The following is a 26,009-nucleotide window of genomic DNA, read 5'->3' on the forward strand; positions in this document are numbered from 1 at the left end:
TCGAGGAGAGGAGTCACATGTACTACAGCAGCGGCAACTACGAGGCCTTCGCCCGTCCACGCAAGCCGGCGGGGGTGGAGGACAAGACGGCGTGGTTCGTCGGCGCGGGGCTCGCCTCGCTGTCGGGTGCGGCGTTTCTCATCCGCGACGGTCAGATGTCCGGTGACAAGATCACCATTTTCGAGCAGTTGAAGCTACCCGGCGGCGCGCTCGACGGCATCAAGGAGCCGAAGAAGGGCTTCGTGATCCGCGGTGGCCGCGAGATGGAGAACCACTTCGAATGCCTCTGGGACCTGTTCCGGTCGGTCCCGTCGATGGAGATCGACGGGGCGAGTGTCCTCGACGAGTTCTACTGGCTGAACAAGGACGACCCCAACTCGTCGTTGCAGCGCGCCACCGAGAAGCGCGGCCAGGACGCCCACACCGACGGCTTGTTCACCCTGAGCAACAAGGCCCAGAAGGACATGATCAAGGTATTCCTCGCCGCGCCCGAGGAGATGGAGAACAAGCGCATCAACGAGGTCTTCGGCGAGGACTTCCTGAAGAGCAACTTCTGGCTGTACTGGCGCACGATGTTCGCCTTCGAGGAATGGCACAGCGCGCTGGAGATGAAGTTGTATCTGCATCGCTTCATTCACCACATCGGTGGTCTGCCCGATTTCTCGGCACTGAAGTTCACCAAGTACAACCAATATGAATCGCTCGTGCTGCCGCTGTACCGCTGGCTGCTCGATCAGGGCGTGACCTTCCGGTTCGACACCGAGATCACCGACATCGACTTCCACCTCACCCGGGAACGCAAGCAGGCCACCAAGATCCACTGGGTATCCGAAGGTACCGAGGGCAGCGTCGATGTGGGGGAGAACGATCTGGTCTTCGCCACCATCGGCTCGCTCACCGAGAACTCCAACGAAGGCGATCACCACACCCCGGCGAAGCTACTCGACGGTCCCGCACCCGCCTGGGATCTGTGGCGGCACATCGCGGCGAAGGACCCCGCATTCGGGCATCCCGACGTGTTCGGCGGACACATTCCGGAGACCAAATGGGAGTCGGCCACCGTCACCACGCTCGACGAGCGGATCCCGAGTTACATCCAAAAGATCTGCAAACGTGATCCTTTCAGCGGCAAGGTGGTCACCGGCGGCATTGTCACCGTAAAGGACTCCAGCTGGCTGATGAGCTGGACGGTCAACCGGCAGCCACACTTCAAGCAGCAGCCGAAGGACCAGATCGTGGTCTGGATCTACTCGCTGTTCGTGGACGTCCCGGGCGACTACGTCAAGAAGCCGATGAGCGCGTGCACCGGCGAAGAGATCACCCAGGAATGGCTGTACCACATGGGTGTGCCGGAGGACGAAATCGCCGACCTCGCGGCGAATTCGGCGAAATGCGTGCCGGTGATGATGCCGTACATCACGGCGTTCTTCATGCCGCGTCAAGCCGGAGACCGCCCGGATGTCGTGCCGGCCGGCTCGGTGAACTTCGCCTTCATCGGTCAGTTCGCCGAGACCACCCGTGACTGCATCTTCACCACGGAGTACTCCGTGCGCACCGCGATGGAGGCGACCTACCAGCTGCTCGGCATCGAAAGGGGAGTGCCGGAGGTCTACAACTCGACCTACGACGTCCGCAAGCTGCTGGCGGCGACGAGCCGACTACGCGACGGCGACGAGCTACACATCCCCGGACCCGACCTGCTGCGCAAGAAGTTGATGAAGAAGCTGGATTCCACGGAGATCGGTGTGATGCTCGAAGAGTATGGGCTGGTTGCCGACAAGAAGTAGCCTTCCTCCCACGGCTGGCGGCTCGGCCCCGTTGGGCCGAGCCACCGTCGTATCCGGATGGCCAACCGGCAATGCGGCATTCAGGACGTGGGCGTCGATCGGCTCTTGTCGGTCGGCGCGCTGTCCGTCGGGTCTCGTGCGATATCGCGCAGATCGCGTCCACGAGTCTCGCCCGCCCACAGGAACGCACTCGCTGTACCGGCCAGCGTCAGGCACAGCAGCAGCGTGATCGGCACGGTCGACGGATAGCGGTGCAGCAGAGCGACTCCGATGATCGGGGTCAGCGAACCACCGACGATGGTGGCGAGCTGATAACCCAATGACGCTCCGGTGTAGCGCACTTCGCTGGGAAACAGTTCGGCGAAGAAAGGCGCCTGCACACCCGTCAGCAATCCGTGCAGGGTGAGCCCGACTGTGATCACCAGGGTGATCCGGACCGGACTTCCGGTGTCCACCATGGGCAATGCGGCCAATGCCCACGCCGCGATAACCCCGGCGAGGAGCACGCTGGACACCCGTCGTCCGTACCGGTCGCCGACCGCGCCACCGAGCACGATCGCGGTCGCCTGAAAGACCGAAGCGATGGTAATCGCGGTCAGCGCGGTGGATTTCGGCACATGTACCACCTGAGTGAGGTAGGCGAGCAAGAAGATGCTGAACGTGTAGTACGTCGCCTTTTCGCCGACGTCGGCGAGCGCGGCCAGCAGCACCTGCTTGCGATAGCGGCCGAGGACGATCCGCAGCGGCGCGTGCCCGGTATGGGTCGCGGCGCGCCGCTGCGCCGCCAGGAAGATCGGCGACTCCTCCACCGCGTGCCGCAGCCACATCCCTACCAGGACAAGCACTATCGAGAGCAGGAACGGAATCCGCCAGCCCCAGTCCTGGAATTCGGCGTTGGAGATGGCGAGCCCGAGGGCGGCGAGCACGCCCGTGGCCATCAGATTTCCCAGTGGCCCACCGGTTTGCGGCCAACTGCTCCAGAACCCGCGGTGCGCCGCGGATCCGTGCTCGGCGACCAGCAAGACGGCGCCGCCCCACTCGCCACCGAGCGCGAGCCCCTGCACCAGCCGCAGCAGCACCAATAGGATCGGCGCCGCGACCCCGATGCTGGCGTAGGAGGGGAGCAGGCCGATCGCGACGGTCGCGCCGCCCATCAGCATCAGGGTGATCGACAGCGTGCGGCGGCGGCCGAGCCGGTCACCGAGGTGACCGAACAGCACCCCTCCCAGCGGACGCGCGAGGAATCCGACGGCATAGGTGCCCATGGCCAGCAAGACGCCGGTCAGCGGATCGCCGGCCGGGAAGAAGACCTTGTTGAAGACCAGCGCCGCGGCGAGGCCGTAGAGGAAGAAGTCGTAGAACTCGATCGTCGTCCCGGCCACGCTGGCGGCGACGATCCTGGCGAAGCGCGCGCCAGTGGCCGGGCTCGGGTTGCTCATAGTCGTGGTCCATCGCTCTCGTGCCGAAAGGTCTTGTACGACTATGGCTTAACGACCGATCATGGGTCGCCGATTTCGGCGAGGGACGCGGTCGTTCCCTATTTACCCGGCGTGGCGAACACGATCAGCGCCATGAAGGCGAGGTTGATGAAGTAGGTTCCCTCGACCAGGCCGACGGTGATGAGAAACGGGGTCATCAGGCGCTTTTCGGCCTCGGGTTGCCTGGTGATCCCGGCGAGCAGTTGTCCGCCGGCGAACCCGTCGCCGAGGCAGGCGCCGGCGGCGGCGCCGCCCATCATCAGTCCACCGCCGATGAATGCGCCCGCGGTGATCACCGCCTGCACCATTTCCGGATCAGATGCCATGGCGGTCCCTCCCGTCGACGACCGGGCCGAGACGGCCGGTCCTATACTTTGCCCAACTCGTTGCAATGCACTCGCATCGTAACCCGATCGGATGGGCTATGGCAATGCGATCGCATTGCCATAGGTGGAGAGGTGGATGTGCCGAAACAGGTTGACCATCACGAACGCCGTCAGCAGATCGCCGCGGCGGTGTGCCGATTGGCGGCGACCCGCGGGCTCGAGGGGGTCAGCCTGCGCCACGTCGCCGCCGAGGCGGGTGTGTCGATGGGCCGGATCCAGCACTACTTCAAGACCAAAGACGAGATGCTGCTGTTCGCCTTCGGGACGATCAGCGAACGCGTCGAACATCGCGTCGCCCAGGCGGTCGCGACACTGCCGCAGCCGCCGGACGCGCGGTCGCTGGTGCGGGCGCTGTTGGTCGAGATGATGCCGGTCGGGGCGCATGCCAGGGCCGAAATGCCCATGTGGATTGCCTTTTTCGCGCGTGCGGTGGTGGAACCGCGGATGGCGGACCCGCTGCGCGAAGGCACCCGTGCCCTGCACGCGTTCGTTGCCGAGCAGGTCGGCAAAGCCTGCTCGGACGGCGAGTCCGCAGCCGATCCCGCTCGGGAAGCAGAAATACTGCTCGCCCTCGCCGACGGATTGATGATGCGCCTGATGGTCGGTGGGATCGAAGCCGATGCCGCGCTGGCGGCGCTGGATCATCAGCTGGACCGCGCTTTCGGATCCCCCGACCGCGGGTAGGTGTCGATGGCGCCGTCCCGGTCGGTGCGGCTTCACCGACCTGACGAACTTCAGCTAACGCTCAGCGAGAAAACCCTACTCCCCGGCTCAGGGGTGGGTGCAAGTCCGCGGCGGCCCGAGGTGCCTCAGATCTCACCGAGCTGACGTAGTCGTCCGGCGTGCGATCACCGCGTCCAGCGACCAGCGGCCCGGGCCGGTCACGAGCAGGAAAGTCGAGCAGAGCAGGAGGGCCCAGTCGAGGCGTGCCTCGTGCATCATGTCCCAGAAGCCGTCGGCTTTCGGTTTGTCGGCCGACCCGCCCCACAGGATGGGGATTTTGGTCAGTGCGAGCGCTAATACCATGTCGATCAGCAAGGGGAGTGCCGCGATCCTCGTCAGCAATCCGACGAGAACTAATGTGCCACACAGTGTTTCGGTCACTGCGGCGAGGGGCCCGAAGAACTCCGGTGCCGGAATCCCGATGGTGGTGAACCGTCCGGCCGCCTGATCGGACGGTCGCAGGAACTTCAGGATCCCCTCGGACAGGAAGACCACGCCCACCGCTGCTCTGACCAGGATCGCGGCCGACGAGGGACCGGGCTCGACGATCGTGCTCCGTAGGTTCACCGGTTGTTCACCTCCTGAGGATCCGGCTCGGTTGTGTAAGTGCCTCGCGCACAGCGTAAATCGCGGAGGGCGACGGCGGTGGTAAGACGGCGCAATCCGTACTGCTTCGCCCTGAGAAAGGATTGGCTTACCTTCTACATTGCGCCAGTTGCCAATTCATCGGACGCGATGGATGCAATAGATTGGACGAATGTCGCAGTTGTATGGAATGTCGGAATCGGCCTTCTTGCTCATGCTCGCCGTGGCCCGTGGCGATAGTTCTGAAGCTGCTGATAAGCACTTCTAATTCTGTTATAAGCAAGTCTGATTCGGCGAATGTCCGATTTGCAACGGCTGCGGTGAGTCCGGGGACTGTAATTTACATCACATTGTCCGATTTGCTGGTAGTCGTCCCTTTGAAGCCGTGTTCGAATGTGTTGAGCGGGGCTAACTATCAGGATTCAGTGGGGATTGCCAGAAGATCCAGGAGTTTGGATGTTCGTGTCAACGCTCGGCAGGCTGCAAGTCAACGTGGATGATGATGAGATTACGCCGACGGCGCCGAAGTTGCGCAGTCTGCTGGCCGTGCTCGCGGTCCGGCGAAATCGCATCGTGCCCACCGGCGTGCTGCTCGAAGAACTGTGGGACGAGGAGGCGCCGATCAGTGCGCTCGCCACCCTGCAGACCTACGTCTATCAGCTGCGAAAGCTGCTGCAGGCGCATGGTGCCAATGGCCGGGACGTGCTGCGGACACATCCGCTCGGCTACGAAATACGGTTGGCCGACCACGAACTCGATATTGCGGTATTCGAGCAGCTCGCCCAGCGTGCGCGCGACCAACTGGCCGACGGCGCGGTGGCCGAGGCGCTGTTGTCGGCGTCGAAGGCCTCGGCATTGTGCACCGGCACCCCGTTGTACGACATCTGCGCCGGTCCGATTTTGGAACCGGAGATCAACCGGTTGCGCGAGTCGTTGTTGCAGGTCACGCAGTTGCGGGTGGAGGCGCGCATGCGGCTCGGTCATGATCGGGACCTGATCGCCGAACTGAAGTTGCTGTGCGGTGAGCATCCCTATCACGAGGGACTGCACGGCAATCTGATGACCTGCCTGCACCGATGTGGCCGCCGGTCGGAGGCGCTCGAGGTCTATCACCTGCTGCGCTCCAACCTGAGTGCGGAGCTCGGCATCGAGCCGTCCTCGGCGATTCAGGAATTGCAACGGGGATTGCTCGATGGCGCGATCGAGTCGCCGGGCGCCGACGATGTCCGCAATACCGTGGCACCGGCACAACTTCCGCGCGATTTGTCTGATTTCTCCGGACGGGCCGAGGAAACCGAACGGCTCACCGAACTGTTCACCAATGAGGGCGCTGCCACGGCGGTCGTGGTCACGGTTACCGGTGGGCCGGGAGTCGGTAAGTCGGCGTTGGCGATACATGCCGGACACAAGGCGCGGAGTTGCTTTCCCGATGGGCAGTTCTACGCCGACCTCCGGGAAAACGGGGGCGGTCCCAGCGGAATACTCGGCCGTTTTCTCAGAGCGGTGGGCTTTTCGGCAGATCGACTGCCGGATGATCTCGACGAGCGCGCGGAATTATTCCGTAGTTGGGCGGCCGGGCGCCGGGTACTGATCGTACTCGACAATGTCACCGCCCGCGCCCAGATTCGACAACTACTCGCGGGTGGTCCCGGAAGCGCGGTGCTGATCACCGGTTCCTTTCATGCCGTCGCGGGTCTGGAAGGCGCGGTCCCGTTCGAACTCGACGCACCCGACGCGTACCAGAGCCGCCAGATTCTGTCGTCGATCATCGGCGCGCAACGCGTCGCTGTCGAAAGTGACGCCGCGGAACGGGTCATCGCGTATTGCGATCGAATTCCATTGGCGTTGCGCATCGTCGGTGCGAAACTGCTCACCCATCGATTGCTCTCGCTGTCCACGCTCGCGGACCGCTTGTCCGATCCACGGCGACGGTTGCAGCAATTGCAGTTCCTCGACTGGAACATGGGGCAGTCGGTCGCGGCGAGCTACCGGGAGCTGGACGCGCCCGCCCGTGCGCTGCTCGACGCCGCGGTCGCCGCCGGACTGAGCAGCCTGACCATGCTGCGGGCCGAGCAACTGTGCGCGGTCGAACAGGTGTGTGCCGACACCGCGGTCGAGCAGCTGATCCAGGTCGGCCTCGTCCGATGCGACTGGGGCGTGGGTGGGGTGGACAGCTTCGACATTCCCGAACTCGTTGCCTGTCATGTGAGCTCGCTGATCAGCCCGAACATCGAGGCCCGCTATGTGGGCGCGCTGTCCGGCCCTACCATCGAGGCCTGCTAGCGGGCGGCGTGTAGTGCGCCCGCCAGGGCGCCGAGTGTCGGTGCGGCGAAGAACATTTCATGCGGTATCGCGGTATCGAGCGCGGCTTCCAGGCGGGCGTGCACCTGCACCATCTGCACCGAGGTGCGGCCGAGATAGGTGATGGGGGTGTGGGTGGACAACCGCTGGCCGGTGAATCCGTCCAGGGCGCCGATCATGCGGCCGAGGATTTCGGTGGCCTCCGGTGGGAGGTCGGGCCTACGGGTCGAGTCGTCCGGTTCGGTGCGGGCGAGATCGCGGGTGTCGTCGATGAGCGCGCGAACGTCGGTGCCGCGGCGGTCGATACCGATTTGGTAGTCGCCCGGCGGGCGGCGCAATGTTTCGATGGTCAGTTCGGCGGCCTGGCTCGGGCTCAGGCCGAGGAAGCCGCGCGCCGCAGCGGCGGTCTCGTAGCGGTTTCCGACGTTGACACCGGTGTCCCGCCACAGACTCCAGGCCACCCTGGTGACCGAAAGTCCGTCCCGCCGCAGTTCTTCGGCCAGCGCTCTGGACAGTGCGTTCGTGGCGGCATACGCCGCGCAACCGGCGGCTGGGAAGTCACCCATCAGTGAGGAACCGATGATCAGGTGCGCGCCAGGGCGTTGCCGGATCAGCTCGGCGGCCACTCGGATGCCACGAATATGGCTGGTGGCAGTGAGATCCCAGTCGGCAGGCAGTTCCTCGGCCAGCGGGCGCATGCGGTATTCGCCCGCCAGATGGATCACGCCGTCGAGTGGTGCGGCCCATCGTGTTTCCGCCGCCGCGACGGCTGTTGCCACCGCCGCATGGTCGCCGATATCGATGGCGGCGTAGTCCGCCTGCTCGGCCGCGTCCCGCAGTCGACGCCAATTGGCTTGCCTGGCGGCACTGTTCGGCCCATCGAGCGATGTGCGGCCGAGCACGAGCAACCGGGCTCGCAACGTGGCGGCGAGGCGGCTCAGCAATTCAGTGCCGATGCCGCCCGCTCCACCGAAGACGACATAGCGGCCACCGGTCCGCAGTGGCCCGAGATCGGTGACCGGGGTGTCGATCCGTCGCAACGCGGGGAGGTGCGGATGTCCTTGCCGCCACGCGATTTCGGGGTAGGCAGTGCGGTGGTCGGCGAGTGCGCTGGCCAGGTCGGTCGCGCAGGTGGCGGCGTCTTCCTCGGCCAGGTCGATATGTATTGCCCTGCTGCGGGGGTGTTCCCGGCGATAGACGGCGGTGATCGCCGCCGTCGCCGCGGCCGCGACGGCACCGGGTTCGGCCCCGGTGATCACGTGAGCGCCCCGGCTGATCGAGATAAGTCGAGGTTCACCTGCCGTGCAGCAGCGGATGGCGCTCACGAGATGGCGTGCACAGGAGTCTGTTTCGAGGTCCGAGCTCCACAGGTACAACACCGTCTCCGGCGCGCTGAGCTCGGAGCTGAGGGCGAGCCAATGCTCGTCGCGATACGGGTCGATGACATAGCCGTCGCCGGTGTGCCGGAATGTCGAGCCTTTTCGTACCACGGTGTACGGCCCCGGTACCCGCCGCACGAAGTGTTCGGCGACACCGGACTCGTCGGCGAACAGCACAACCGGCCCCCGCAGGCCGGTGTCGGGGCGAGGGGCGGGTGGCACCGGGGCCCACCGGGTGACATAGACGCAATTCGGTGTCGCGCCGGGCGCATTACCCATTCCAGGGGCGGTGCGGCCGGACAATTCCCCGGCCGCCAGCCGCCGAGCCACCACCGCGCGTTGGACCTTTCCGCCTGTCGTGCGCGGGAATTCGGATTCGGTGACGGCGGCGATCACGGCGACCGGCAGACCGAGTCGATCGGTGACCGCCGCCGCGATCCGATCCGCGATCTGATCATGGTCAGCGGAGCTGGTCGGTACGTAGCAGACCGCGAGTAGTTCGGTGCCGACCTCGGGATCGGGGATGCCGACGGCAGCGGCGAATCCGCGCCGGACACCGGCGATTTCGTGCACCACTTCCTCAATGGTGTGGCTGTGGTGCTTCGCGCCGTTGATCACGACCACCTCCTTGGCCCGGCCGGTGATCACCAGCTTCCCGTCGGCCAGAAACGCGAGGTCGCCGGTGTCGAACCAGCCATCGGCAGTGAAGGCGGCGGCATTCGCCTCGGCGCTGTCCAGGTAGCCGGGCGTCACGCGTCGGCCACGCACCTGTAGGCGGCCGACCGTGTACTCCGGCACCGGCACAATGTGTTCCGCCGTCGGCACCGCATCGTCGACGATCCGTAACTGGCTGCCCGGCGCGGGCGCGCCCATGCTGACGTACTCGATCCCGTTGTGCGTCACGATGTTGTCGGCCGCGCGGAAATACGCGCACGACGCGGCCGTCGCGGTCTCGGCCATACCCCACATGTGCACGACATTCGCCGCGGTGATGCCGAATCGCGCCATCTGTCCGAGGAATTCGGTGACCACCGCCGGAATGCACTGCTCACCGGCATTGAGCAGGGTGCGCAGCGCGGACAGGTCCCAGCGCCGATCCGGGGACTGCTCCAGTGCCGCGGTCAGCATGCGATAGCCGAAGTTGGCCGACCAGGTGTGGGCCACCCGGTGTCGCTGCAGTACGTCGAGCCAGCGCAACGGATCCGCGGTGATGTAGTCGGTCGGCGCGTGCACGCCGGTGCAGCCCAGCACGGCATCGCGCAGCAGGTACATCACCAGGGCGGGCGCGTGGTCGAAGGGAAGCCAATTGAAGCTCGTCTCACCACCGCGGATCAGGTCGAGCTGGCGGGCGACCAGGGCATTCTGGACGATCGCGCGATGGGTGAGTTGGATCAGCTTGGGGCGACCGGTGCTGCCGGAGGAGAGCACCAGCAATGCGACGTCGTCCGGGTCCGGTTCATGTACCGCTATATCCGCTGTTGCCGTTGACAGTTCGGCAATGGTGAACGCGACAGCCGCACTGAGACTTGCGGCTACCGGAGATGAGGTGAGAACGGGAGCGCCGGACAGCCGTGCGGACAGCGCGGACAACGCGTCGAGGTCGTCCGGCTTCGGTTCGGGCATGGTGACCGGGACCAGCCCGCCGAGCAGGCAAGCCCACACCGCGACCACGTAGTCGTTCAGATCGCGTAAGGCCAGCACGATATTGGTGCCGGGGCCGAAACCGTGGCCGTGCAGTCCCGCCGCGACCCGGTGTCCGTGCTCGAGCAGGTCCGCATACGACCGGCGCGTGTCCCCGTCGGGTCCGGTGATCACCACGCTGTGCGCAGTGGCGGCGGCTGTGCACAAGGCTTCGGGAAGGGTTCGGGGATCGGTCCGGGCCACAATGAGTTCCGGGCCAGTTGCCTGAGCGGGCTTGCGAGTCTCGGGCACAGCGGAGTCCCGCATCGGCCGGATCCCGTTGATACGCCGGTACTCGAGCGGATAGCGCACCGGGACCCAGCTATCGGCGGTGCCGGGCGCGGGCAGTGCGGCCAGGTCGGGATTCCCGTTCGGCAGCCGCGGAATCCGGCGCAGCACGCGCACCGTGACACCAGGCATCCGGCTCAGCTCGCGCTGCACATCCACCGGATCGGCGTCGGCGGTCGCGACCACGTAGAGATGGGCGGTGCCGGGAATCGCGATGCAGTCCAGCACATCCGGACGCGCGAGGACACTGCGGACGAGTTCGACGCTCATCGCGGTGCGGCGATATCGTCGCGTGCCCGCGCCGGTGCCCAGTCGTCCCGGAAGCGCTGCGCCGACCATTCCGAGACGACCCGCTGCCACAGCTGCGCTCGCTCATCGGGCGAGTCGGTGACCGCGAGGTGGAAAACCGTGGCCAGTGTCGTGAAGTAGTCGTCCTGGTCTTCGATCGTGCGAATGATGCGGCCCGCGGCGGTGACCCGGGACAGCTGGCAGCCGATCAGCTCGTCGAAGCCGGATTCGTCATGGCATTTCACCCATCCGTAGCGGAAGAAGATCGCCATATCGGTTTCCGCCATGCGGGTGTACGTGTCGGCGACATCGTCGAGGGCCAGCTCGGCTTCCGCGAAATCGACGCCGCGGCAGGATTCGCGGCGGTCGTAGTCGAATCGCCACCAGCGCGGATCCAGGTCGGAGCGGCGCAACCGGTAGCGGAAGTCGCCACGCAGGTACTCGCCTGCGACGAGGGGGAGCGGTCGATCGAATCCCTCGCCCGCCCCGACATCGAGCAACCAGCGGCCCTCCGGATTGTCCGGTGTCGGCAGTTGGTCGACGGTCAGCACGACATGCGTTCCGGTGGGTGGTTGGGCTGTCGCGGCGAAGCGGCTCTGTGTGGCGGCCGGATGTAGTCGCGCACGGTATCCGAGGTGGTCGAGTAGCCAGCCGAAAGCGCCGTTGAGGTGGTAGCAGATGCCGCCGAGGCCATGGTCGACAATGCGCGTGACGGCATCGTCCACCGCGATGGACGGTGTGTGCCACAGGGTTTCGAACGGAATGCGCGCGGCGTGTGCGGCGTGCAACTCGGCCAGGCCGGTCGCGGAGCGGGGCGGGGCCGCACCGAATCCGATTCGCCGGAGATACGCACCGACGCGTGCGTCATCAGTGGGCGCGGGCATGCTCGGCCTCCTTCGTCGCGACGGTGCACCGGTCCAATTCGGCCAGCCAGTGATCGCGCAACTGCTCGACGCGATCGCGGGTGAGAATGTCGGTGCGGTACCAGAGCCGTCCGCTCGGCCGTTCGCCCGACCACACCTCGAGGGTCAGTTCGTAAGAGGATTCTCGCTTCGGGCGGTGCAGGTACTCCACCTGCGCACCGGCCAGCGCGAGTTCGACGCTGGCACCGCTCTGGGCGACGAACCCGATCTGGCAGAACGGCATTCGCCGTGGATCGCGGTGCGGGTCGAGTCGAATGATCTGCTCCAGCGGCATGAACTGGAAGTCCATCGCCCGCATCAGCCCGGTCGCGGCGGTGGCGAGGTCGGTGTGCGGATCGTCGTGCGCGCCGCGCTGGAACCGCAGGGCGATCGCCGAGGCGAAACAGCCGATGGTGTCCATGCTGGACGCGACACCGCGGCCGGATACCGGCACGCCGATCGCGAAATCGTCAGCGCCGGTGTATTTTCGCACTGCTCGCGCCCAGGCGGCCAGCATGATGATGCTCGGGGTCGTACTGCCGACATTGCGGAAAGCATTGTCGGGCAAGTCGAACCAGAGTTCATCGACGGCACCGACGGTGAGTTCGGCGGCTGCGGTGTCCGGATGGGGCAGCGGCAGGTCCGGCACGTCGACCAATTGCCGTCCCCACCGCATGAGTTCGTCCTGGTCCGCTGGTCCGGCGAGCTGTTCCTGTTCGGCCCAGCTGGTGCGGAAGCTGGTCGGCGTGCGGGTGGGGGCCGGTTCGCCGGTGCGTTCGCGCGTGTAGGCCGCGCCTAGTTCGGTGAAGAGCACTATCGCCGACCAGCCGTCGAACGCGGTGTGATGCACGCTCACCACCAGCAGGTGGCGTTCGGCCTCATCGGTGCACAGCAATGCGCGAATCGGCAGTTCCGAAGGCAGCACGAACGGTGTGGCGACGAAATCGCGGACCACCGGGGCGTCCTCGTCGGGCTCCCCGATGTGCACGGCAAGCACCGATGGTGTCGACTCCGGCGCGGTCACCTCGATTCGGGTGCCGCGCTCCCCGACTCGGATTATTTTGCTGCGCAGGGCTTCATGGCCCGCGATCACCCAGTGCAACGCACGATCCAGTGCGCAGGGCGACAGTTCGCCGGTGATCCGGAAGACGAATGTGTCGATGCCGTCCCGGTAGCCGGGTTGCTTCTGCTCCCGGTACCAGAACCGCCACTGCGGCACCGGAAGTCCGGCCAGCCAACGAATGCCCGGGGTGTCGGCCTCCCTCATCCCACGGCCTCTACCCGGTCACCCGGCACCCCGTCGCGGGCGAGCTGTTCCAGTTGTCCGACCACGGCGAGTGGAGTCGGCCGCGCCAGCATATCGGCGCGCAATTCACCTGCCGCGAGGCGGAAGTCGTCCTCGAACAGTCGCTGCACGGCGGTGTCGATATCGGTGTCGGCGATGTCGGCACCGGGCAGGTTCAACCCCGCGCCGCTGTCGCGCACCTGGTGGCCGTGGAAGACCTCGTCCGGCATCTGCGAGATGACCAGCTGCGGCACGCCGTTGATCAGCGCGGTCATCACCCCGCCCGCGCCGCCCTGGTCCACCAGCACCGAGCAGGTCGAGGCGAGGGCGTCCAGCGGAATCGGCCCGAGGTGAACCACATTGTCCGGCACGTGCTCGAACAACTTGCGTTGATCGTCGGTGACGGCGACCGCGAGTTCGACATCGCGGCGGGCGAGCGCGGCCATCACCCGTGGCGCGAGCACCATGTGATCGAAGCCGAGGCGGGTCTGGGATGTCCCCCAGGTGATGCCGATCCGGGGTCGCTCGGGTGGCGTCAACAGCCACGGTTCCAGCACCGCGGGACCGTTGTAGGGGATGTAGCGGATCGGGCTGCGCACCTGGCCGTCGGCGATCTGCAACCGCGTTGGCGCCGGATCGAGGGTGATATCGCCGTTCACCCCGATTCGCGTCAGGCCGTACGGTGCCGCGAGCTCACCGATGATGTCCTGTTCGAATTCCGCGATGGGCGCGGTGAAATCGATGCTCCACAGATGACGGACGGTGGGTACGCCGAGCAGCGTTCCGATCAGTGGGCCGACGAACCCGGCCGGTTCGAAGACGACAAGGTCGGGACGCCAGCGCTCGGCGAACGCCACCGCGTCGGGAGCCTGGGCCTGTGCCGCGGCGGCCGCGAGCCGGAATCCGTTGAGCCGTCGCCGTCTGGCTCGTTCCGCGGCGACGTCGGGATCGGCGCTCGGTGCGGGCGGTGCGGGTTTCCAGGCGCGTTCGGCCAGTTCCTGGCGCAGCTTCGCGTAGGAATCGAAATCCGGGCCCGCGCCGAGCGCGGGCAGTCCGGCGCCGACGATCGTCGGCACCAGATCCGGATTGCTCACCACCACGACGTCATGGCCGCTCGCGCGCAACGCCCAGCCGAGCGGCACCATGGGGTGCAGATGGCCGGGCATGTTCCACGTCGCCAACAGGACGCGCATCTTCGCCTCCATCGGAGAGATTCGCGGCCGAATACCCGGCCCGCGAGAGTCCGTGCGCACAGGGTCCGTCGGTGCGCTCGAAGATCGCTCCAGCAGCACTGTGTGTCCGGGCGCGCGGCGCCGCGGGTCCCGCTGTCCTGAGATCCGATGCGCCGGTGTCGAGTACGGCACGGCCGATCCTCTAGTGCGACGGCGAATCGTTCGAGCGCGGCAGTGCCCGGCGCGAGGAGGAGGTTTGGATGCGGCTTGCGGTGTTCCTGTCCCCGCGGCACGCTCTGCGCATCGCCTCGGCCGCCGAACAGCTCGGCTTCGAGTACGCACTCGCTCCCGAGGGCTTCCGTGGTGACGCGGTGAGCGTGCTCGGGGCGGCGGCGGCGGTCACCACCCGGATCACGCTGGCCTCCGGCTTGATGCAGGCGCCGCCGCGCAGCCCGGTGCTCACCGCGTTGACCGCCGCCACCCTCGACGAACTGTCCGGCGGACGGTTCCACCTAGGGCTCGGGGTGTCCGCCGCCGAAGTATCGCGCGGCTGGTACGGGGTGCAGATCGAACGCCCGCTGTCCTGGCTGCGCGAGTACGTGGAGGTGGTGCGGGCGGCGCTGTCCGGCGCACCGGTGCGATACGCGGGCGACCATTGGCGGCTGCCGCCGGACAACTCGGACGACGACGCGGCCGTCGCGCACTTGCGCGCGATCGAGCCACGTCCACAGCTGCCCATCCTGCTCGGCGGCGTTGGTCCCCGCGCCATCGAACTGGCCGGGGCCATCGCGGACGGCTGGATCGGCGCGTTCTGCTCCCCCGAACGCATCGCGTGGGCGATGGACCACGTACGCGCGGGCCGCCGGAGTGCGGGGCTGGATCTCGACGGATTCCGGGTCCTGCCCTCGGTCCCCATCGGTGTGGGACCCGATCCCGAAGCCGCTGCCGTCGGATTGCGGCCCTACTACGCGAATTTTCTCGCCCTCGGTCGTGGTGCGGGCGCGTACGCCACCGTAGCGACCATCATGGGGTACGGCGAACATGTTCAGCAGGTCCACCACCTGGTGTCGATCGGGGATCGTGCCGCCGCGGCCGAGGCGGTTCCGCTCGAGTTGATCCAACGCACTGCTTTGCTCGGTGACGAAACCACCATCGCTGCCAGGATGGGGGAATATGCGGCGGCGGGTGTGACCACCTTGGGGCTGACCGTGCTCGCCCCCGGCTTCGACGATCAGCTGTGCACGCTGCGGGTTGCGGCGCGCGCACGCGCCCTTGCGCAAGGGGTCCGCTCGTGATTGGGGCTACTGCCGATCAGGCGCTGTTGACCGGGGCCGACACCGCGCCGCCGGAAGACTGGCCGCGCACGCTGCCTGCCGCGTTGGAACGCGCTGCGCGAACAGTGAGCCGGGGGATCACCTATGTCGATGATGAAGGGCGGGAACGGTTTCAGAACTATCGGCATCTTCTTCGCGCGGCGGGATTGTCGGCGCGGCGGATTGCCGAGCGGGTAGCGCCTGGCACACCGGTGTTGATTGCCGCTGGTGACGCCCGGGTGCAGCTGACCGCGTTCTGGGGATGTGTGATCGCAGGGGCGGTGCCCGTTCCGGTGGGGGCCACTGGGGCGCTCGGTGACGCGGCGGCGGGGGTCGAGCGTATTCGTGCCGCGCATGAACTGCTCGGTGGCCCATTGGTTCTGGTCGATGAGGTGGTGTCCGCCGTTGCTGTCGCATATCAGGTGCTGGTCGATCGGGACGGCGATGTGTGGAATGCCGACGGGCGATCGTGGCATGGCGCGCCCGAACTGCCTGCCGCGCCGCGAGTAGCGCAGGATATCGCGATCGGACTGCTCACCTCCGGGAGTACGGGCAAACCCAAATGCGTCTTGTTGACCCACGCTGCTTTGGCTCATCGAGCTTGGGCCGCAGCTGAATTCAATGACTTGCGGGCCGCCGATGTGGCCTTGAACTGGATGCCGCTCGATCATGTCGGCGGCATTGTGATGTGGGTTGTGCAAGCGGCGTTTCTCGGGTGTTCGCTCGTTCAGGTGGATACCGCGCGCGTGCTCGGTGATCCGCTGACTTGGCTGGATCTGCTGGAAGCGCATCGGGCGAGCACCACCTGGGCGCCGAATTTCGGTTTCGCGCTTGTCTGTTCGGCGCTTCGCCGGCACCCGGATCGGCGGTGGGATCTGCATCGGCTACGTCATGTGCTCGACGGTGGTGAGGCCGTGGTTGCCGCGGTGGCCGACGAGTTCCTTGGTCGGCTTGCGCCTCACGGGCTGTCGGCTGCTGCGTTCTGTCCGGCTTGGGGGATGTCGGAAACCGGTTCCGGCGTGGTGTATTCGCGTTTGTCACGCGATGCCGAGAAGATCGCCGCAGTGCGGGTTCGGATGGATGGGCCGGACCAACGGGTGTGGCATGATCCGGATGTTGCGGGGTCGGACGTTCGCCCGGAATCCGTCGCGCCGCGAGTCCGATCTGCGGATGCCAAGAGCCAGGACGGGTGGCTGGAGCTGGCGGTGACCGGTGTGCCGGTGCCGGGGGTGCGGATTCGCGTCGTCGGACCCGACGGTTTGGTGCTGCCCGAGGATCGGATCGGCACCGTGCAGGTGGGTGGCGCGACGCTGTTCGCAGGCTATTACGGCAGGGAACCGGTGGACGGCTGGTTCACCACCGGTGACCAGGGGTTCGTCACGGGCGGAGCACTTGTCGTCACGGGGCGAAACGATGATGTGGTCGTCATCAACGGCGTCAATATTCCGTGCCAGGAAGTCGAAGCGGTGGTCGAGCGCGTCGATGGCGTGCTGGCCGGATATGCCGCGTTCGGGGTGATCGAGGTGCCCGACGGCGTGCCGTGCCGGGTTGTGTTCGTCTGCGTGCGTACCGGTTTCGAGGTCGCCTCGCGGATTCGCGAGAGTGTCGCGCGGCGCTTCGGCTTCTCGGTGGATGAGGTGCGGGTCCTGCCCGTGGCCGAGTTTCCGCGCACCAGCTCCGGCAAGGTGCAGCGTGCGCGTCTGCGCGCGGATCACCGCGTGCGTCCGGCCGCTGTATCAGCGCGGCCTATCGCCCTGGCCGACTCGCGGCGAGATCCCTTGGCCGCGACGGTATCCGAGGTGTGGGCGGGGCTGCTCGGCCTCACGGCCGCGCCGCGACCGACCACATCGTTCTTCGCCTCGGGCGGTACCTCGATGTCGGCGGTCCGCTGCGTGGCGTTGCTAGGTGCGGAGCTCGACCGGCGGGTCCCGGTGGGCCTGCTCTACGAGCATCCGACCTTCGCGGAATTCGTTGCCGCACTGGGCAATAGTGCACGGCCGCCGCGTTACCTCATCGGCACAACCGCGGACAGGTCGCTCGTCGAACAAGGGGACCGACATGAATGAGACAGTTCCGGCGTTCCCGCTCCGCCGTCCGAACCCGTTCGACCTGCCCGCCGAGTATCGGGTGATGCGCGAGGATCAGCCGGTGCGCTGCGCCCGGTTGCACAACGGCAAGCCGGTGTGGTTGGTGTCCCGCTATGCCGATGTCCGGGCCGTCCTCACCGATCCCGGCCTCAGCGCCGATCGGGCCGCGCCAGGTTTTCCATTCTTGACCGACGAGGCCGAATATCTGCGCCATATAAAGGTTTTCGTCGGGATGGACGCGCCGGAGCACGGACCGCACCGGCGCATGTTCGCGCCCGAGTTCACCGCGCGCAATGTCGCCGCGCTGCGCCCCTACATCCAGGGCTGCGTCGACGAGCGCGTCGATCGGCTCGTCGACACGGGACCACCCGCGGATCTGGTCGCCGCGCTGGCGCTGCCGGTGCCCGCGCTGGCCATCGGCCGCATACTCGGTGTGCCCTCGTCCGATTCGGCGCTTTTCGAGGAGCTGACGGTGCGGGTGATCACCCACGGCGGCGCCGAACCTTTCGAGGCACTGGTCGACTACGTCAAACGGTTGGTGCGCGCCAAGCAAGGGTCAACCGACGACGATCTGATCTCCAGAGTCCTGCGCGAGCACGTGAATTCAGGCGACCTGGAACTCCGCTCGATGACGATCGTCCTAATCCTCATCCTGCTGGCCGGCTACGAGACGACGGCCAACACCATCTCCCTCGGAGTCCTTGCGCTACTGCGTCATCCGGAGCAGTTGGCGGCCTTGCGTCGCAACACCGCCGCGATGCCCGCCGCCATCGCCGAACTGCTCCGGTACACCTCGGTCGCCGAGCTCGCCACCTGCCGGGCCGCCACCAGGGATATCGAGCTCGCCGGAACCACCATCAGAGCCGGAGACGGCGTCATCCCATTGGCAGCCTCCGCCAACCGGGACCCCTCGGTCTTCCCGAACCCCGACGTCCTCGACATCCACCGCGACGCCCGCCGCCACCTGGCCTTCGGACACGGCGCCCACGCCTGCATGGGCGCGGCCCTGGCCCAACTCGAACTGGACATCGTCTTCACCACCCTCCTATCCCGGCTCCCCGATCTGCGCTTGGCCGGTGAACTACCCGATACCGCAGTCAAATACGACTCGGTCCTATTCGGTCTGCACGCACTACCGATTACCTGGTGACCCGAAGCCCTGACTATCTGTGTCGTGAACGTTCACCCGGGCGCTGGCACCATGGTGTCGTGGATCTGCCGCCTACCGGCAGATCGTGCGACGGAGGACAACATGGCCGACTACGGCCCAATCGAGGCCGACGAACTCGACGCCATCGAGGCGAGATGCCGAGCGGCGAGCACACCACCGTGGGAACCCTTCATCGAAGGGCGCGACCACGACAGCGGTGACACCTTCATCCGAATCGGCGGCCTCGACGACAGCGAAGCGGACATGTACGTGTCACGCGCAATCGGACAACGACTCGTGCCCGCCTCTGCCGCCGACCACGACTTCATCGCACACGCCCGCACCGACATCCCGCGACTCATCGCTGAAATACGCCGTCTCCGCAGCGAACTCGCGTAGCCGGGTGCCGTGGCTAACCAGCTTGGCCACGACAGCGGCCGCAGCTCGACCCGCCTCCGTTCGTGGGATCTACGACGAGGCCTGGGTTGGGGGTGGCTGGGATTAGAGGCGCGCCTGATCAGGGGGTGCGGGCCTCGTCTTGGGGGAGTTCGGCGGGGATTCGTTGTTGGACCTGGTCGACGATTTTGGAGAGGCGGGGGATGCAGGTGAACATGATCACGACTACTAGGACGACCATGACGATTGCGGCGCCGTTGGAGACCAGGAAGGAGCGGTCGAGGTCGCTGGCGGGGGAGCTGTAGACGATGGCTACTCGTAGGCCGGAGTCGAGGAACATGGTCAAACCGACGCCTGCGGTCATGACGCGCTCTAGGCGGCGGAATCGTGGCTCCTCGTCCCATGCGCGGTGGTAGGCGGCGGTTCGACGGGGTTCGCCGCCATTGGTGGCCATGGGGGTGGCGAGCAGGTACATGACCGGCTTGCCGACTACGCAGGTGAACAGGAAGAACGCGCCGGTGGTGAGCATGTACAGGGCGGGGCGGATGGCAGCGATGCGGGGGTCGTCGGTGACGAACGCCAAGCCGAGGGAGACCGCCAGTTCCACGATGACCAGCGCGCCGATGACGTCCAGTGAGCGCCGCCGGATACTGCCGACGGTGGTGGTGATCGCGACGATGATGCCGGGAATGGCCAGTGACCAGATCTCGCTGAAGCCGACCGCGCGCAGGGCGAAGTACAGCACGGTCGACACGATCACATTGCCGAACAACGGCAACAGTGCCTTGAACCTGCTCGTCTTCTTCGGCGTCGCGACCGTCATCGATGCTCCTGATCGGTTGTGGTGGTGGCCATTTCAGGCTATTGGGCGAGGTCGGCGCGGCGAAGTGACGAAACCGCCGACTTCGATGGGAGTTATCTCCTGTCCCGTCGCGTTCAGACCAGCCACCGGCCGCCCGACATCAACGTGCGATCGCCGATCTCGGCCATCGACTGCCATGCCTGAATGCGGTCGGGCCGCAGCCTGATCCCGACACTGCCGGGCACTCGACGTCCCATCGGCAGCGCGTCGAGCAGTTCACCGATGGACGCGTCGGCTGCGCGCGGATCGAACAGGGTCGCCTCGCCGTCGATGAGCACGACGTCCCTGGTATCGCCGAGCGCGGCCCGGACCCGGCCGGACCCGTCGAGACTGCGCGCGGTCCTGGTGTCGGGTTTGGTCACCATCAGCAGATCCCCGGCGCCGTAGACGAAGGCCAGCGGCACCAGATGCGGCCCCGAATCGGCCGCGGTGGCCAGCCACAGATGACCACCGCCGAGCAGTTCGAGAACATGATCTTTGCGGTCGGACAGTGCGCGCGGAGCCGCTTGCTTCACGGTGTCCCCTTTCCGAGGTTCAGTAGCTCCGGCGCGACCTGCGCGGGCGTCGGCTGTGCGCGCAGTTCGGCGCGAAGTTCCGCGGTGGCGACGCGCTCGGGACAGTCGCCGACCAGCCGCAGTACCAGTTCCCGGACCACACCGCGGTCGAAATCGGCGACCGGAAGCACCGCCGCGGCGCCGGTGCCGCGTAGTTGTTCGGCGGGCAGCATGTGGTGCGGAAACTGTGGTAGCAGTAGCTGCGGAACCCCGGCATCGACCGAGGTGAGCATGGTGCCGAAGCCACCCTGATGGATCACCAGCGCGCAGGAGGGCACCAGCAGGTGCAGGGCAAGTCCGGAGACGGCGCGCACATTGCTCGGCAACGGCCCGAGGTGCTCGATCTCCGCGGCCCGCACCGTCACCACCACATCGAGCTCGAGCCCGTCGAGTGCGGCCAGCACCTCCGGCAGCAGGAATTCCCCGCCCTGCGCGGTGACCGTCGTACCCCAGGTCAGACAGATCCGGGGCACGGTCGGCGGCTCCGCGAGCCACGCCGGAATGACCGCGGGCCCGTTGTAGGGGATGTAGCGCACGGTGGTCGACGTGGTCTCGGTGGGGATCTGGAGTGCAGGCGGGCACGGATCGACCGTGCGGGTGCCGAGCAGATCCGGCAATGGGATGCCGAGTTGCTCGGCCAACGGCGCGACCAATTCCGGCGTGGCTTCCCTGGCCCGATAAGTCATATCGACGCCGTGGATATGCCGGATCGCGGGCACGCCGAGCAGTCCGGCAACGAGGGGACCCGCGAAACTGGTCGGCTCGTAGAACACCAGATCAGGCTGCCAGCGTTGCGCGTAGTCGACCGTGTCGTCGAGCATCAGCCGCGCACGTTCGGCGAAGACCGCGAAAACCTGTGTCATCCTTGTGCGTTCGTCGACCTGCCAGATCTCGGTCGCGCGCGGTGCCGCCTCGGCTGTGCGGGCCCGGAGAGCCGAATGGTCGACGTCGTCACCGGCGGGGACGAAGACGAGGCCCGCGTCGGTGACGACGCGTTGCAGCATCGGCTGACTGGCCACCCGCACGTCCGCGCCCGCCGCGCGCAGCGCCGACAAGACCGGAACCAGCGGCATGAAGTGTGAGGGCCACGCCCAGTTGACGACCAGAACGCGCATCTCACCACTCCACCGGGATGCCGAGAAAACCTTCCAGCAGCGCCCCCTCTTGCCGACGCAGCTCGGTCGCCGGAATCGCCAGCCGCAGCGTCGGGAAGCGGGTGATCAGTCGGCCGACCGCCGTGGTGAGTTCGGCGCGCGCCAGGCCCGCGCCGATGCAGAAGTGCGGCCCTCGGCTGAGGGTGAGGTGGTCGTTGTCCGTGCGGGTGATGTCGAATTCCTCGGGACGTTCGAACACCGCGGGATCGAAGTTCCCGGCGTCCACCGCCGGAATGACGCTGGTCCCCGCCGGAATGGTGTAACCATCCATGGTGATGTCGGCGGTGACATAGCGCAGCATCGACACCGACGAGCCGACCAGCTTCCACCGCAACGCCTCCTCGACCGCGCCGGGTACCAGGCTGGGATCCTCGCGCAGCAGGGCTAGCTGATCGGGCCGCGAGAGCAGCAGCGCGACGGTGCCCGCGAGCTGACTCGCGGTCGTCTCGTAGCCGACCAGCAGTAGCAGACGGCACCACCAGTGCAGTTCATAACCGGTCAGGCGGCCGTCGTCGGCATCGTGCGCGGCGATCATGGCGCTGATCAAGTCGTCGCCCGGTTCGTCGCGCTTGGCCTCGATCAACGTCGCGATGTACTCGTTCATCTCTCGCATCGCGGCCCCGATCTCCGGACCGCTGAACTGGCTGACCGAGAGGAAGTGCTCGGTCCAGCCGCGGAAGCGCGCCTCGTCCTGCGCGGGGACGCCGAGCAGTCGGCACAGCACCCGGATCGGCAGCGGAAACGCCAAGGCCTGATTCAGATCCACCGGTCCGCCGTGCGCTGCCATCGCGTCGAGCAGTTCGTCGACGACCGCACCGATGAACGGTTCCAGTGCCGCCACCCTGGCGGGGCTGAACGCCTGCATGACCAGCCGCCGCACCCTGGTGTGCTCCGGCGGGTCGGGGTCCAGCTTCGCGTCCTGGAACATGCTGTTGTGCTTGCTGATTCGGGCGGCATCCGGCCGGTTCAGATTGCGGCTCACCGCCGGATGCACCAGCAGCGCGCGGATATCGGCGTGCCGGGTGACCAGCACCGCGTCGTCCCCGCTCGGCAGCCGGACCGGAACTATCGGACATTCGGACAGTCCGAACAGCTCGCGTGGCGGTTCCAGCGCGGCAGGCCGGGTGAAGGGATAGTGGACGGGGTCTGCGGCGGTCATGTTCGCCTTCCTGCTGTTCACCACCGCACGGGGACCGTGCGGAAGCCCTGGAAGAAATGGTCGTCGACCCGGCCGAGTCGCTCGGCGGGCACCGCGAGCTCCAGCGTGGGGAAGCGTTCGATCAGCGCGCCGATGCCGAGTTGCAGCTGGGCGCGCGCCAGCGGTGCGCCGGGGCAGAAGTGCCTGCCGACGCTGAAGGTCAGCTGTTGGCCGTCGCGGCGGGTGAGGTCGATCCGGTCGGGTTCGGCGAATACGCCGGGGTCGTGGTTGGCGCATTCGAGTGCGGGAATGATGCTGGTGCCCTTGGGGATAACGCGATCGTCGATGCTGACGTCCTCGGTGGCGTAGCGCAGCATCGACAGCGAGGTACCGACCACCTGGCAGCGCAGCAACTCCTCGACGGCACCGGTGATGAGGGTCGGATCGGCGCGCAGCAGCGCCAGTTGGCCGGGGTGGTTCAGCAAGAGCACGACCGCGCCCGCGATCTGGTTCGCCGTGGTCTCATAGCCCGCTAGCAGCAGCAAGGTGGACCAGAAATGCAGCTCATCCGGGGTGAGGCGACCGTCGTCGGCGTCGGTCACCGTGATCAGCGCGCTGATCAGATCCGAGCCGGGATCCTGCCGTTTGCGTTCGATGAGCGCGCGCATGTAGTCCCAGGGGGGCCTGCTGGTGTCGCCGAAATGGTGGCGTTCCTGCGCGGGGACACCGAGCAATTCGCAGATGACCTGGATCGACAGCGGAAACGCGAAAGCGGTGTTCAGATCGACCGGCTCGGCCGATCCGGTCGCCGCCATCCGATCGAGCAATTCTTCGGCGATGGCCGCGATGCGCGGTCGCATCGTCTCGACGCGGGCGGCGGTGAATTCACGGGCGATCAGCCGCCGCATTCGGGCGTGCGCGGGCGGCGACATATCGACCGGCCGCTGGAACACCTTCTGCGGCCGGGTGGTCATCTTGGCCACGCCGGTTCGGTTGCGGTCCTTGCTGATTCGTGGGTCCGCGAGCAGCGTGCGGATGGTCTGGTAACGGGTGGCCAGCACCGCCTGATCCCCGCTGGGCAGGGTCACCACCGGAAACGGGTCGCGGTGCGCCAGCCGCAGCGCCTCGGGCTGGGTCAGGTCGGCGGGCCAGGCGAACGGGTAGGGGCAATCACCGGTCATCGCCGCTGCCTCGCTACCGGTTCGGCCTCGATCAGCCAGTGCGGCGGCGCGGTGCGGGTGGCACCGACGAGTTGGAAGTCGGCCTGTGCGAACAGTTCTCGCCATTCGTCGAGGTCGCGTTCCTTACCGCCGAGGCTGACCGCCATGGCGATATCCATCGCCTTGCTGAAGTGCCATTCGCCCGGTCCGGGCACCACCGCCTCGACCACGAAAACCCGCGCGTCCTCGTCGATTACGGCGCGAATACCGCGCAAGATGCGCAGCGCGTCGGCATCGTTCCAGTCGTGCAGGATCGCCTTGAGCAGGTAGGCATCCGCCCCCGGCGGCACACTCTCGAAGAAGTCGCCGACCACGCAGTCCACCCGGTCGCGCACCCCGAATTCGGTCAGCACCGGCTCGGCGCCACGGATCGCGGATTCGGTATCGAAGAGCAGACCACGCTGCTGCGGATTGGCGGCCAGGATCGCCGACAGCAGCCTGCCCTGCCCGCCGCCGATATCGGCGATCGTCGCGAACCTGCTGAAGTCGTAGCCAGCGGCCACTTCCGGCGCGCGATTGCTCACCCCGGTCATCGCCCGATGGAAGACCTCCGCGTATTCCGGACTGTCCGCCATGTAGTCGAACCAGCCGCGTCCGCCGCGCAGGGCCGGGCCCGCGGGTTTGCCGGTGCGCAGCGTATCGGCGGCGTAGGCGAAGCAGTTCCAGACACTTTCCTCGCCGTAGAGGTAGGCCAGGTACCGCAGCGAGCCGTCTACGTCCGAGCGCAGTAGCGCACCGGTTTCGGTGAGTTCGAACGACTTGTCCGGATGCTCGGTGAACACGCCGACCGCCGCCGCGGTGCGCAGGAAGCGGTAGAGCATGTCCGGGTCGGTCCCGGTGGCCGTGGCCAGCGCGGTCACCGGTTGCGGGCCATCGGTGAGGTGATCGGCGATGCCGATTCGGGCCAGCGTGCAGATGGTCGCGGAGATCATCTTTCCGGCCAGCAATCCGAGGAGCTGTTGCTGGGCCTGCCCACCCGTGGTGGTCTCGGTCGACATGCGAGCGATCGTCGGTTCGCGCGCTCCACGATCGCTGGAGCAGCTCTCGACCTGCTGTCTTCGATCGAGTCCACAGTGCGGCTCGATCAGGAAGTGACAGAGTCCGGCGAATCTCATTGGGGGCGTTGAGCAACGTGAGGAGAAGCGAAGATGTCGGAGCTCAGTCTGATCGTGGCGCGGATGCGGCCAGGGGACAGCGAGCGGGTCGCCGAGCTGTTCGCGCGTTCGGACGAGACCGAACTGCCGCATCTGGTCGGGGTGCGGCGGCGCACGTTGTTCGCTTTCCACGACCTGTATTTCCATCTGATCGAGGCCGACGCGGCGGTGGCGGGCCGGGTCGCCGAGGTGCGGGACCATCCGCTGTTCCGGGAGATCAACGACGGTCTGCTGCCGTTCATCGAGCCCTATTCGCCGAGCTGGCGCAGTCCGGCCGACGCGATGGCCCGGCCGTTCTATCAGTGGACGCGGCCGTGACGCGGGTGGTGGCGGCGGCCGCGGTCGAGCCGAATCGGCGGCGCGGCGGCGACCTGCGCGTGCTGCTCAGCCCGCGCACGGTCGAGTCGACATCCGGATTTCTGGGTGTGTTGCGGCTGGCGCCGGACGAGTTCGTCAGCGAGCACTACCACCCGTATTCGGAGGAGTTCCTCTACGTCGTCTCGGGTTCGCTGACGGTGCTGTTGGACGGCGAGCCGCTCGAAGTCGCCACGGGCAGTGGGATTTTCGTGCCGATCGGGGTGCGGCATCGGGTGGAGAACCGGGGTACGGTGCCCGCGGAAGCGGTATTCCAGCTCGGGCCGCTGGCGCCGGAGCCCGCGCTCGGCCACGTCGATACCGAGCCGCTACCCGATCCGGACGCCGCCCAGCCGCAGGTGACCGGATAACC

22 protein-coding genes are annotated in these 26,009 nt (G+C 66.8%); 9 read left to right on the top strand and 13 right to left on the bottom strand.

Annotated features, from left to right (window positions below):
• Positions 1 to 17: 17 nt before the first annotated feature.
• On the top strand, positions 18 to 1,787 hold the full coding sequence (locus KV110_RS14060; protein ID WP_218476511.1) for an oleate hydratase: 1,770 nt from the start codon (positions 18 to 20) through the stop codon (positions 1,785 to 1,787).
• Between the two features lie 80 nt (positions 1,788 to 1,867).
• On the opposite strand, the gene KV110_RS14065 is transcribed toward KV110_RS14060, so the two are convergent.
• Both KV110_RS14065 and KV110_RS14070 read right to left on the bottom strand, forming a co-directional pair.
• Positions 1,868 to 3,226 (bottom strand): MFS transporter, encoded by a 1,359-nt coding sequence (locus KV110_RS14065; RefSeq protein WP_218476512.1) that lies wholly within the window; start codon positions 3,224 to 3,226, stop codon positions 1,868 to 1,870.
• A 98-nt stretch (positions 3,227 to 3,324) separates the two neighbouring features.
• Complete coding sequence (locus KV110_RS14070) at positions 3,325 to 3,573, bottom strand: F0F1 ATP synthase subunit C (RefSeq protein WP_218478453.1); 249 nt, start codon at positions 3,571 to 3,573, stop codon at positions 3,325 to 3,327.
• A 156-nt stretch (positions 3,574 to 3,729) separates the two neighbouring features.
• On the opposite strand from KV110_RS14070, the gene KV110_RS14075 reads away from it, so the two are divergent.
• Positions 3,730 to 4,335, top strand: a complete 606-nt coding sequence (locus KV110_RS14075) for a TetR/AcrR family transcriptional regulator (RefSeq protein WP_218476513.1) — start codon at positions 3,730 to 3,732, stop codon at positions 4,333 to 4,335.
• Between the two features lie 132 nt (positions 4,336 to 4,467).
• Here the strand turns inward: KV110_RS14075 and KV110_RS14080 are convergent, their stop codons facing one another.
• Positions 4,468 to 4,941, bottom strand: coding sequence for a DoxX family protein (locus KV110_RS14080; protein ID WP_393540597.1), 474 nt, complete (start codon positions 4,939 to 4,941; stop codon positions 4,468 to 4,470).
• A 474-nt stretch (positions 4,942 to 5,415) separates the two neighbouring features.
• On the opposite strand from KV110_RS14080, the gene KV110_RS14085 reads away from it, so the two are divergent.
• The gene (locus KV110_RS14085; protein WP_218476514.1) at positions 5,416 to 7,242 is read left to right on the top strand and encodes an AfsR/SARP family transcriptional regulator; all 1,827 of its coding nucleotides are present in this window, start codon (positions 5,416 to 5,418) and stop codon (positions 7,240 to 7,242) included.
• On the opposite strand, the gene KV110_RS14090 is transcribed toward KV110_RS14085, so the two are convergent.
• Genes KV110_RS14090 through KV110_RS14105 form a run of 4 tightly spaced genes read right to left on the bottom strand, consistent with a single transcriptional unit; the run spans position 7,239 to position 14,275 of the window.
• Positions 7,239 to 10,877 carry an SDR family NAD(P)-dependent oxidoreductase gene (locus KV110_RS14090; RefSeq protein WP_218476515.1) on the bottom strand — a complete coding sequence of 1,213 codons (3,639 nt, stop codon included), beginning with the start codon at positions 10,875 to 10,877 and terminating at the stop codon, positions 7,239 to 7,241. The genes KV110_RS14085 and KV110_RS14090 overlap by 4 nt on opposite strands.
• The gene (locus tag KV110_RS14095; protein ID WP_218476516.1) at positions 10,874 to 11,779 is read right to left on the bottom strand and encodes an arylamine N-acetyltransferase family protein; all 906 of its coding nucleotides are present in this window, start codon (positions 11,777 to 11,779) and stop codon (positions 10,874 to 10,876) included. The genes KV110_RS14090 and KV110_RS14095 overlap by 4 nt, the downstream gene beginning before the upstream one ends.
• Positions 11,763 to 13,064 carry a condensation domain-containing protein gene (locus KV110_RS14100; RefSeq protein ID WP_218476517.1) on the bottom strand — a complete coding sequence of 434 codons (1,302 nt, stop codon included), beginning with the start codon at positions 13,062 to 13,064 and terminating at the stop codon, positions 11,763 to 11,765. Before KV110_RS14100 ends, KV110_RS14095 begins: the two co-directional genes overlap by 17 nt.
• Positions 13,061 to 14,275 (bottom strand): nucleotide disphospho-sugar-binding domain-containing protein, encoded by a 1,215-nt coding sequence (locus KV110_RS14105; RefSeq protein WP_218476518.1) that lies wholly within the window; start codon positions 14,273 to 14,275, stop codon positions 13,061 to 13,063. The genes KV110_RS14100 and KV110_RS14105 overlap by 4 nt, the downstream gene beginning before the upstream one ends.
• Before the next feature lie 239 nt (positions 14,276 to 14,514).
• Here KV110_RS14105 and KV110_RS14110 point away from each other — a divergent pair, with 239 nt between their 5' ends.
• From KV110_RS14110 to KV110_RS14125, 4 genes are read left to right on the top strand one after another with little or no spacing between them, the layout of a single operon-like run.
• Entirely contained in the window at positions 14,515 to 15,549 is a 1,035-nt protein-coding gene (locus KV110_RS14110; protein ID WP_218476519.1) for an LLM class flavin-dependent oxidoreductase, read from the top strand.
• A complete protein-coding gene (locus KV110_RS14115; RefSeq protein ID WP_218476520.1) occupies positions 15,546 to 17,633 on the top strand; it encodes a non-ribosomal peptide synthetase in 2,088 nt (695 codons plus the stop codon). The genes KV110_RS14110 and KV110_RS14115 overlap by 4 nt, the downstream gene beginning before the upstream one ends.
• Positions 17,626 to 18,804 carry a cytochrome P450 gene (locus tag KV110_RS14120; RefSeq protein WP_218476521.1) on the top strand — a complete coding sequence of 393 codons (1,179 nt, stop codon included), beginning with the start codon at positions 17,626 to 17,628 and terminating at the stop codon, positions 18,802 to 18,804. Before KV110_RS14115 ends, KV110_RS14120 begins: the two co-directional genes overlap by 8 nt.
• A 24-nt stretch (positions 18,805 to 18,828) precedes the next feature.
• The gene (locus KV110_RS14125; protein ID WP_218476522.1) at positions 18,829 to 19,203 is read left to right on the top strand and encodes a hypothetical protein; all 375 of its coding nucleotides are present in this window, start codon (positions 18,829 to 18,831) and stop codon (positions 19,201 to 19,203) included.
• A gap of 118 nt (positions 19,204 to 19,321) precedes the next feature.
• On the opposite strand, the gene KV110_RS14130 is transcribed toward KV110_RS14125, so the two are convergent.
• From KV110_RS14130 to KV110_RS14155, 6 genes are all read right to left on the bottom strand, one after another.
• On the bottom strand, positions 19,322 to 20,023 hold the full coding sequence (locus KV110_RS14130; RefSeq protein WP_218476524.1) for a VC0807 family protein: 702 nt from the start codon (positions 20,021 to 20,023) through the stop codon (positions 19,322 to 19,324).
• 113 nt (positions 20,024 to 20,136) lie between these two features.
• Positions 20,137 to 20,577: a pyridoxamine 5'-phosphate oxidase family protein gene (locus KV110_RS14135; protein WP_218476525.1), complete on the bottom strand. Its 441-nt coding sequence runs from the start codon at positions 20,575 to 20,577 to the stop codon at positions 20,137 to 20,139.
• Positions 20,574 to 21,731 carry a glycosyltransferase gene (locus KV110_RS14140; RefSeq protein WP_218476526.1) on the bottom strand — a complete coding sequence of 386 codons (1,158 nt, stop codon included), beginning with the start codon at positions 21,729 to 21,731 and terminating at the stop codon, positions 20,574 to 20,576. Before KV110_RS14140 ends, KV110_RS14135 begins: the two co-directional genes overlap by 4 nt.
• A gap of 1 nt (position 21,732) precedes the next feature.
• The gene (locus tag KV110_RS14145) at positions 21,733 to 22,929 is read right to left on the bottom strand and encodes a cytochrome P450 (RefSeq protein ID WP_218476527.1); all 1,197 of its coding nucleotides are present in this window, start codon (positions 22,927 to 22,929) and stop codon (positions 21,733 to 21,735) included.
• A 17-nt stretch (positions 22,930 to 22,946) separates the two neighbouring features.
• Positions 22,947 to 24,089: a cytochrome P450 gene (locus KV110_RS14150; protein ID WP_218476528.1), complete on the bottom strand. Its 1,143-nt coding sequence runs from the start codon at positions 24,087 to 24,089 to the stop codon at positions 22,947 to 22,949.
• The gene (locus KV110_RS14155; RefSeq protein WP_218476529.1) at positions 24,086 to 25,126 is read right to left on the bottom strand and encodes a methyltransferase; all 1,041 of its coding nucleotides are present in this window, start codon (positions 25,124 to 25,126) and stop codon (positions 24,086 to 24,088) included. The genes KV110_RS14150 and KV110_RS14155 overlap by 4 nt, the downstream gene beginning before the upstream one ends.
• Positions 25,127 to 25,276: 150 nt before the next feature.
• Here KV110_RS14155 and KV110_RS14160 point away from each other — a divergent pair, with 150 nt between their 5' ends.
• The gene (locus KV110_RS14160; protein ID WP_218476530.1) at positions 25,277 to 25,600 is read left to right on the top strand and encodes a TcmI family type II polyketide cyclase; all 324 of its coding nucleotides are present in this window, start codon (positions 25,277 to 25,279) and stop codon (positions 25,598 to 25,600) included.
• Complete coding sequence (locus tag KV110_RS14165; RefSeq protein WP_246634526.1) at positions 25,597 to 26,007, top strand: cupin domain-containing protein; 411 nt, start codon at positions 25,597 to 25,599, stop codon at positions 26,005 to 26,007. The genes KV110_RS14160 and KV110_RS14165 overlap by 4 nt, the downstream gene beginning before the upstream one ends.
• Positions 26,008 to 26,009 lie beyond the last annotated feature (2 nt).

It is taken from the genome of Nocardia iowensis, assembly GCF_019222765.1.
In the GTDB taxonomy this organism is placed as follows: Bacteria; Actinomycetota; Actinomycetes; order Mycobacteriales; family Mycobacteriaceae; genus Nocardia; species Nocardia iowensis.

Coding starts and splice junctions, on each gene's coding strand:
- KV110_RS14140 (WP_218476526.1), bottom strand. CDS start 21,731: ATGCGCGTTCTGGTCGTCAACTGGGCGTGGCCCTCACACTTCATGCCG.
- KV110_RS14100 (WP_218476517.1), bottom strand. CDS start 13,064: ATGAGGGAGGCCGACACCCCGGGCATTCGTTGGCTGGCCGGACTTCCG.
- KV110_RS14150 (WP_218476528.1), bottom strand. CDS start 24,089: ATGACCGGTGATTGCCCCTACCCGTTCGCCTGGCCCGCCGACCTGACC.
- KV110_RS14145 (WP_218476527.1), bottom strand. CDS start 22,929: ATGACCGCCGCAGACCCCGTCCACTATCCCTTCACCCGGCCTGCCGCG.
- KV110_RS14085 (WP_218476514.1), top strand. CDS start 5,416: ATGTTCGTGTCAACGCTCGGCAGGCTGCAAGTCAACGTGGATGATGAT.
- KV110_RS14110 (WP_218476519.1), top strand. CDS start 14,515: ATGCGGCTTGCGGTGTTCCTGTCCCCGCGGCACGCTCTGCGCATCGCC.
- KV110_RS14065 (WP_218476512.1), bottom strand. CDS start 3,226: ATGAGCAACCCGAGCCCGGCCACTGGCGCGCGCTTCGCCAGGATCGTC.
- KV110_RS14090 (WP_218476515.1), bottom strand. CDS start 10,877: ATGAGCGTCGAACTCGTCCGCAGTGTCCTCGCGCGTCCGGATGTGCTG.
- KV110_RS14120 (WP_218476521.1), top strand. CDS start 17,626: ATGAATGAGACAGTTCCGGCGTTCCCGCTCCGCCGTCCGAACCCGTTC.
- KV110_RS14095 (WP_218476516.1), bottom strand. CDS start 11,779: ATGCCCGCGCCCACTGATGACGCACGCGTCGGTGCGTATCTCCGGCGA.
- KV110_RS14105 (WP_218476518.1), bottom strand. CDS start 14,275: ATGCGCGTCCTGTTGGCGACGTGGAACATGCCCGGCCATCTGCACCCC.
- KV110_RS14155 (WP_218476529.1), bottom strand. CDS start 25,126: ATGTCGACCGAGACCACCACGGGTGGGCAGGCCCAGCAACAGCTCCTC.
- KV110_RS14070 (WP_218478453.1), bottom strand. CDS start 3,573: ATGGTGCAGGCGGTGATCACCGCGGGCGCATTCATCGGCGGTGGACTG.
- KV110_RS14130 (WP_218476524.1), bottom strand. CDS start 20,023: ATGACGGTCGCGACGCCGAAGAAGACGAGCAGGTTCAAGGCACTGTTG.
- KV110_RS14160 (WP_218476530.1), top strand. CDS start 25,277: ATGTCGGAGCTCAGTCTGATCGTGGCGCGGATGCGGCCAGGGGACAGC.
- KV110_RS14060 (WP_218476511.1), top strand. CDS start 18: ATGTACTACAGCAGCGGCAACTACGAGGCCTTCGCCCGTCCACGCAAG.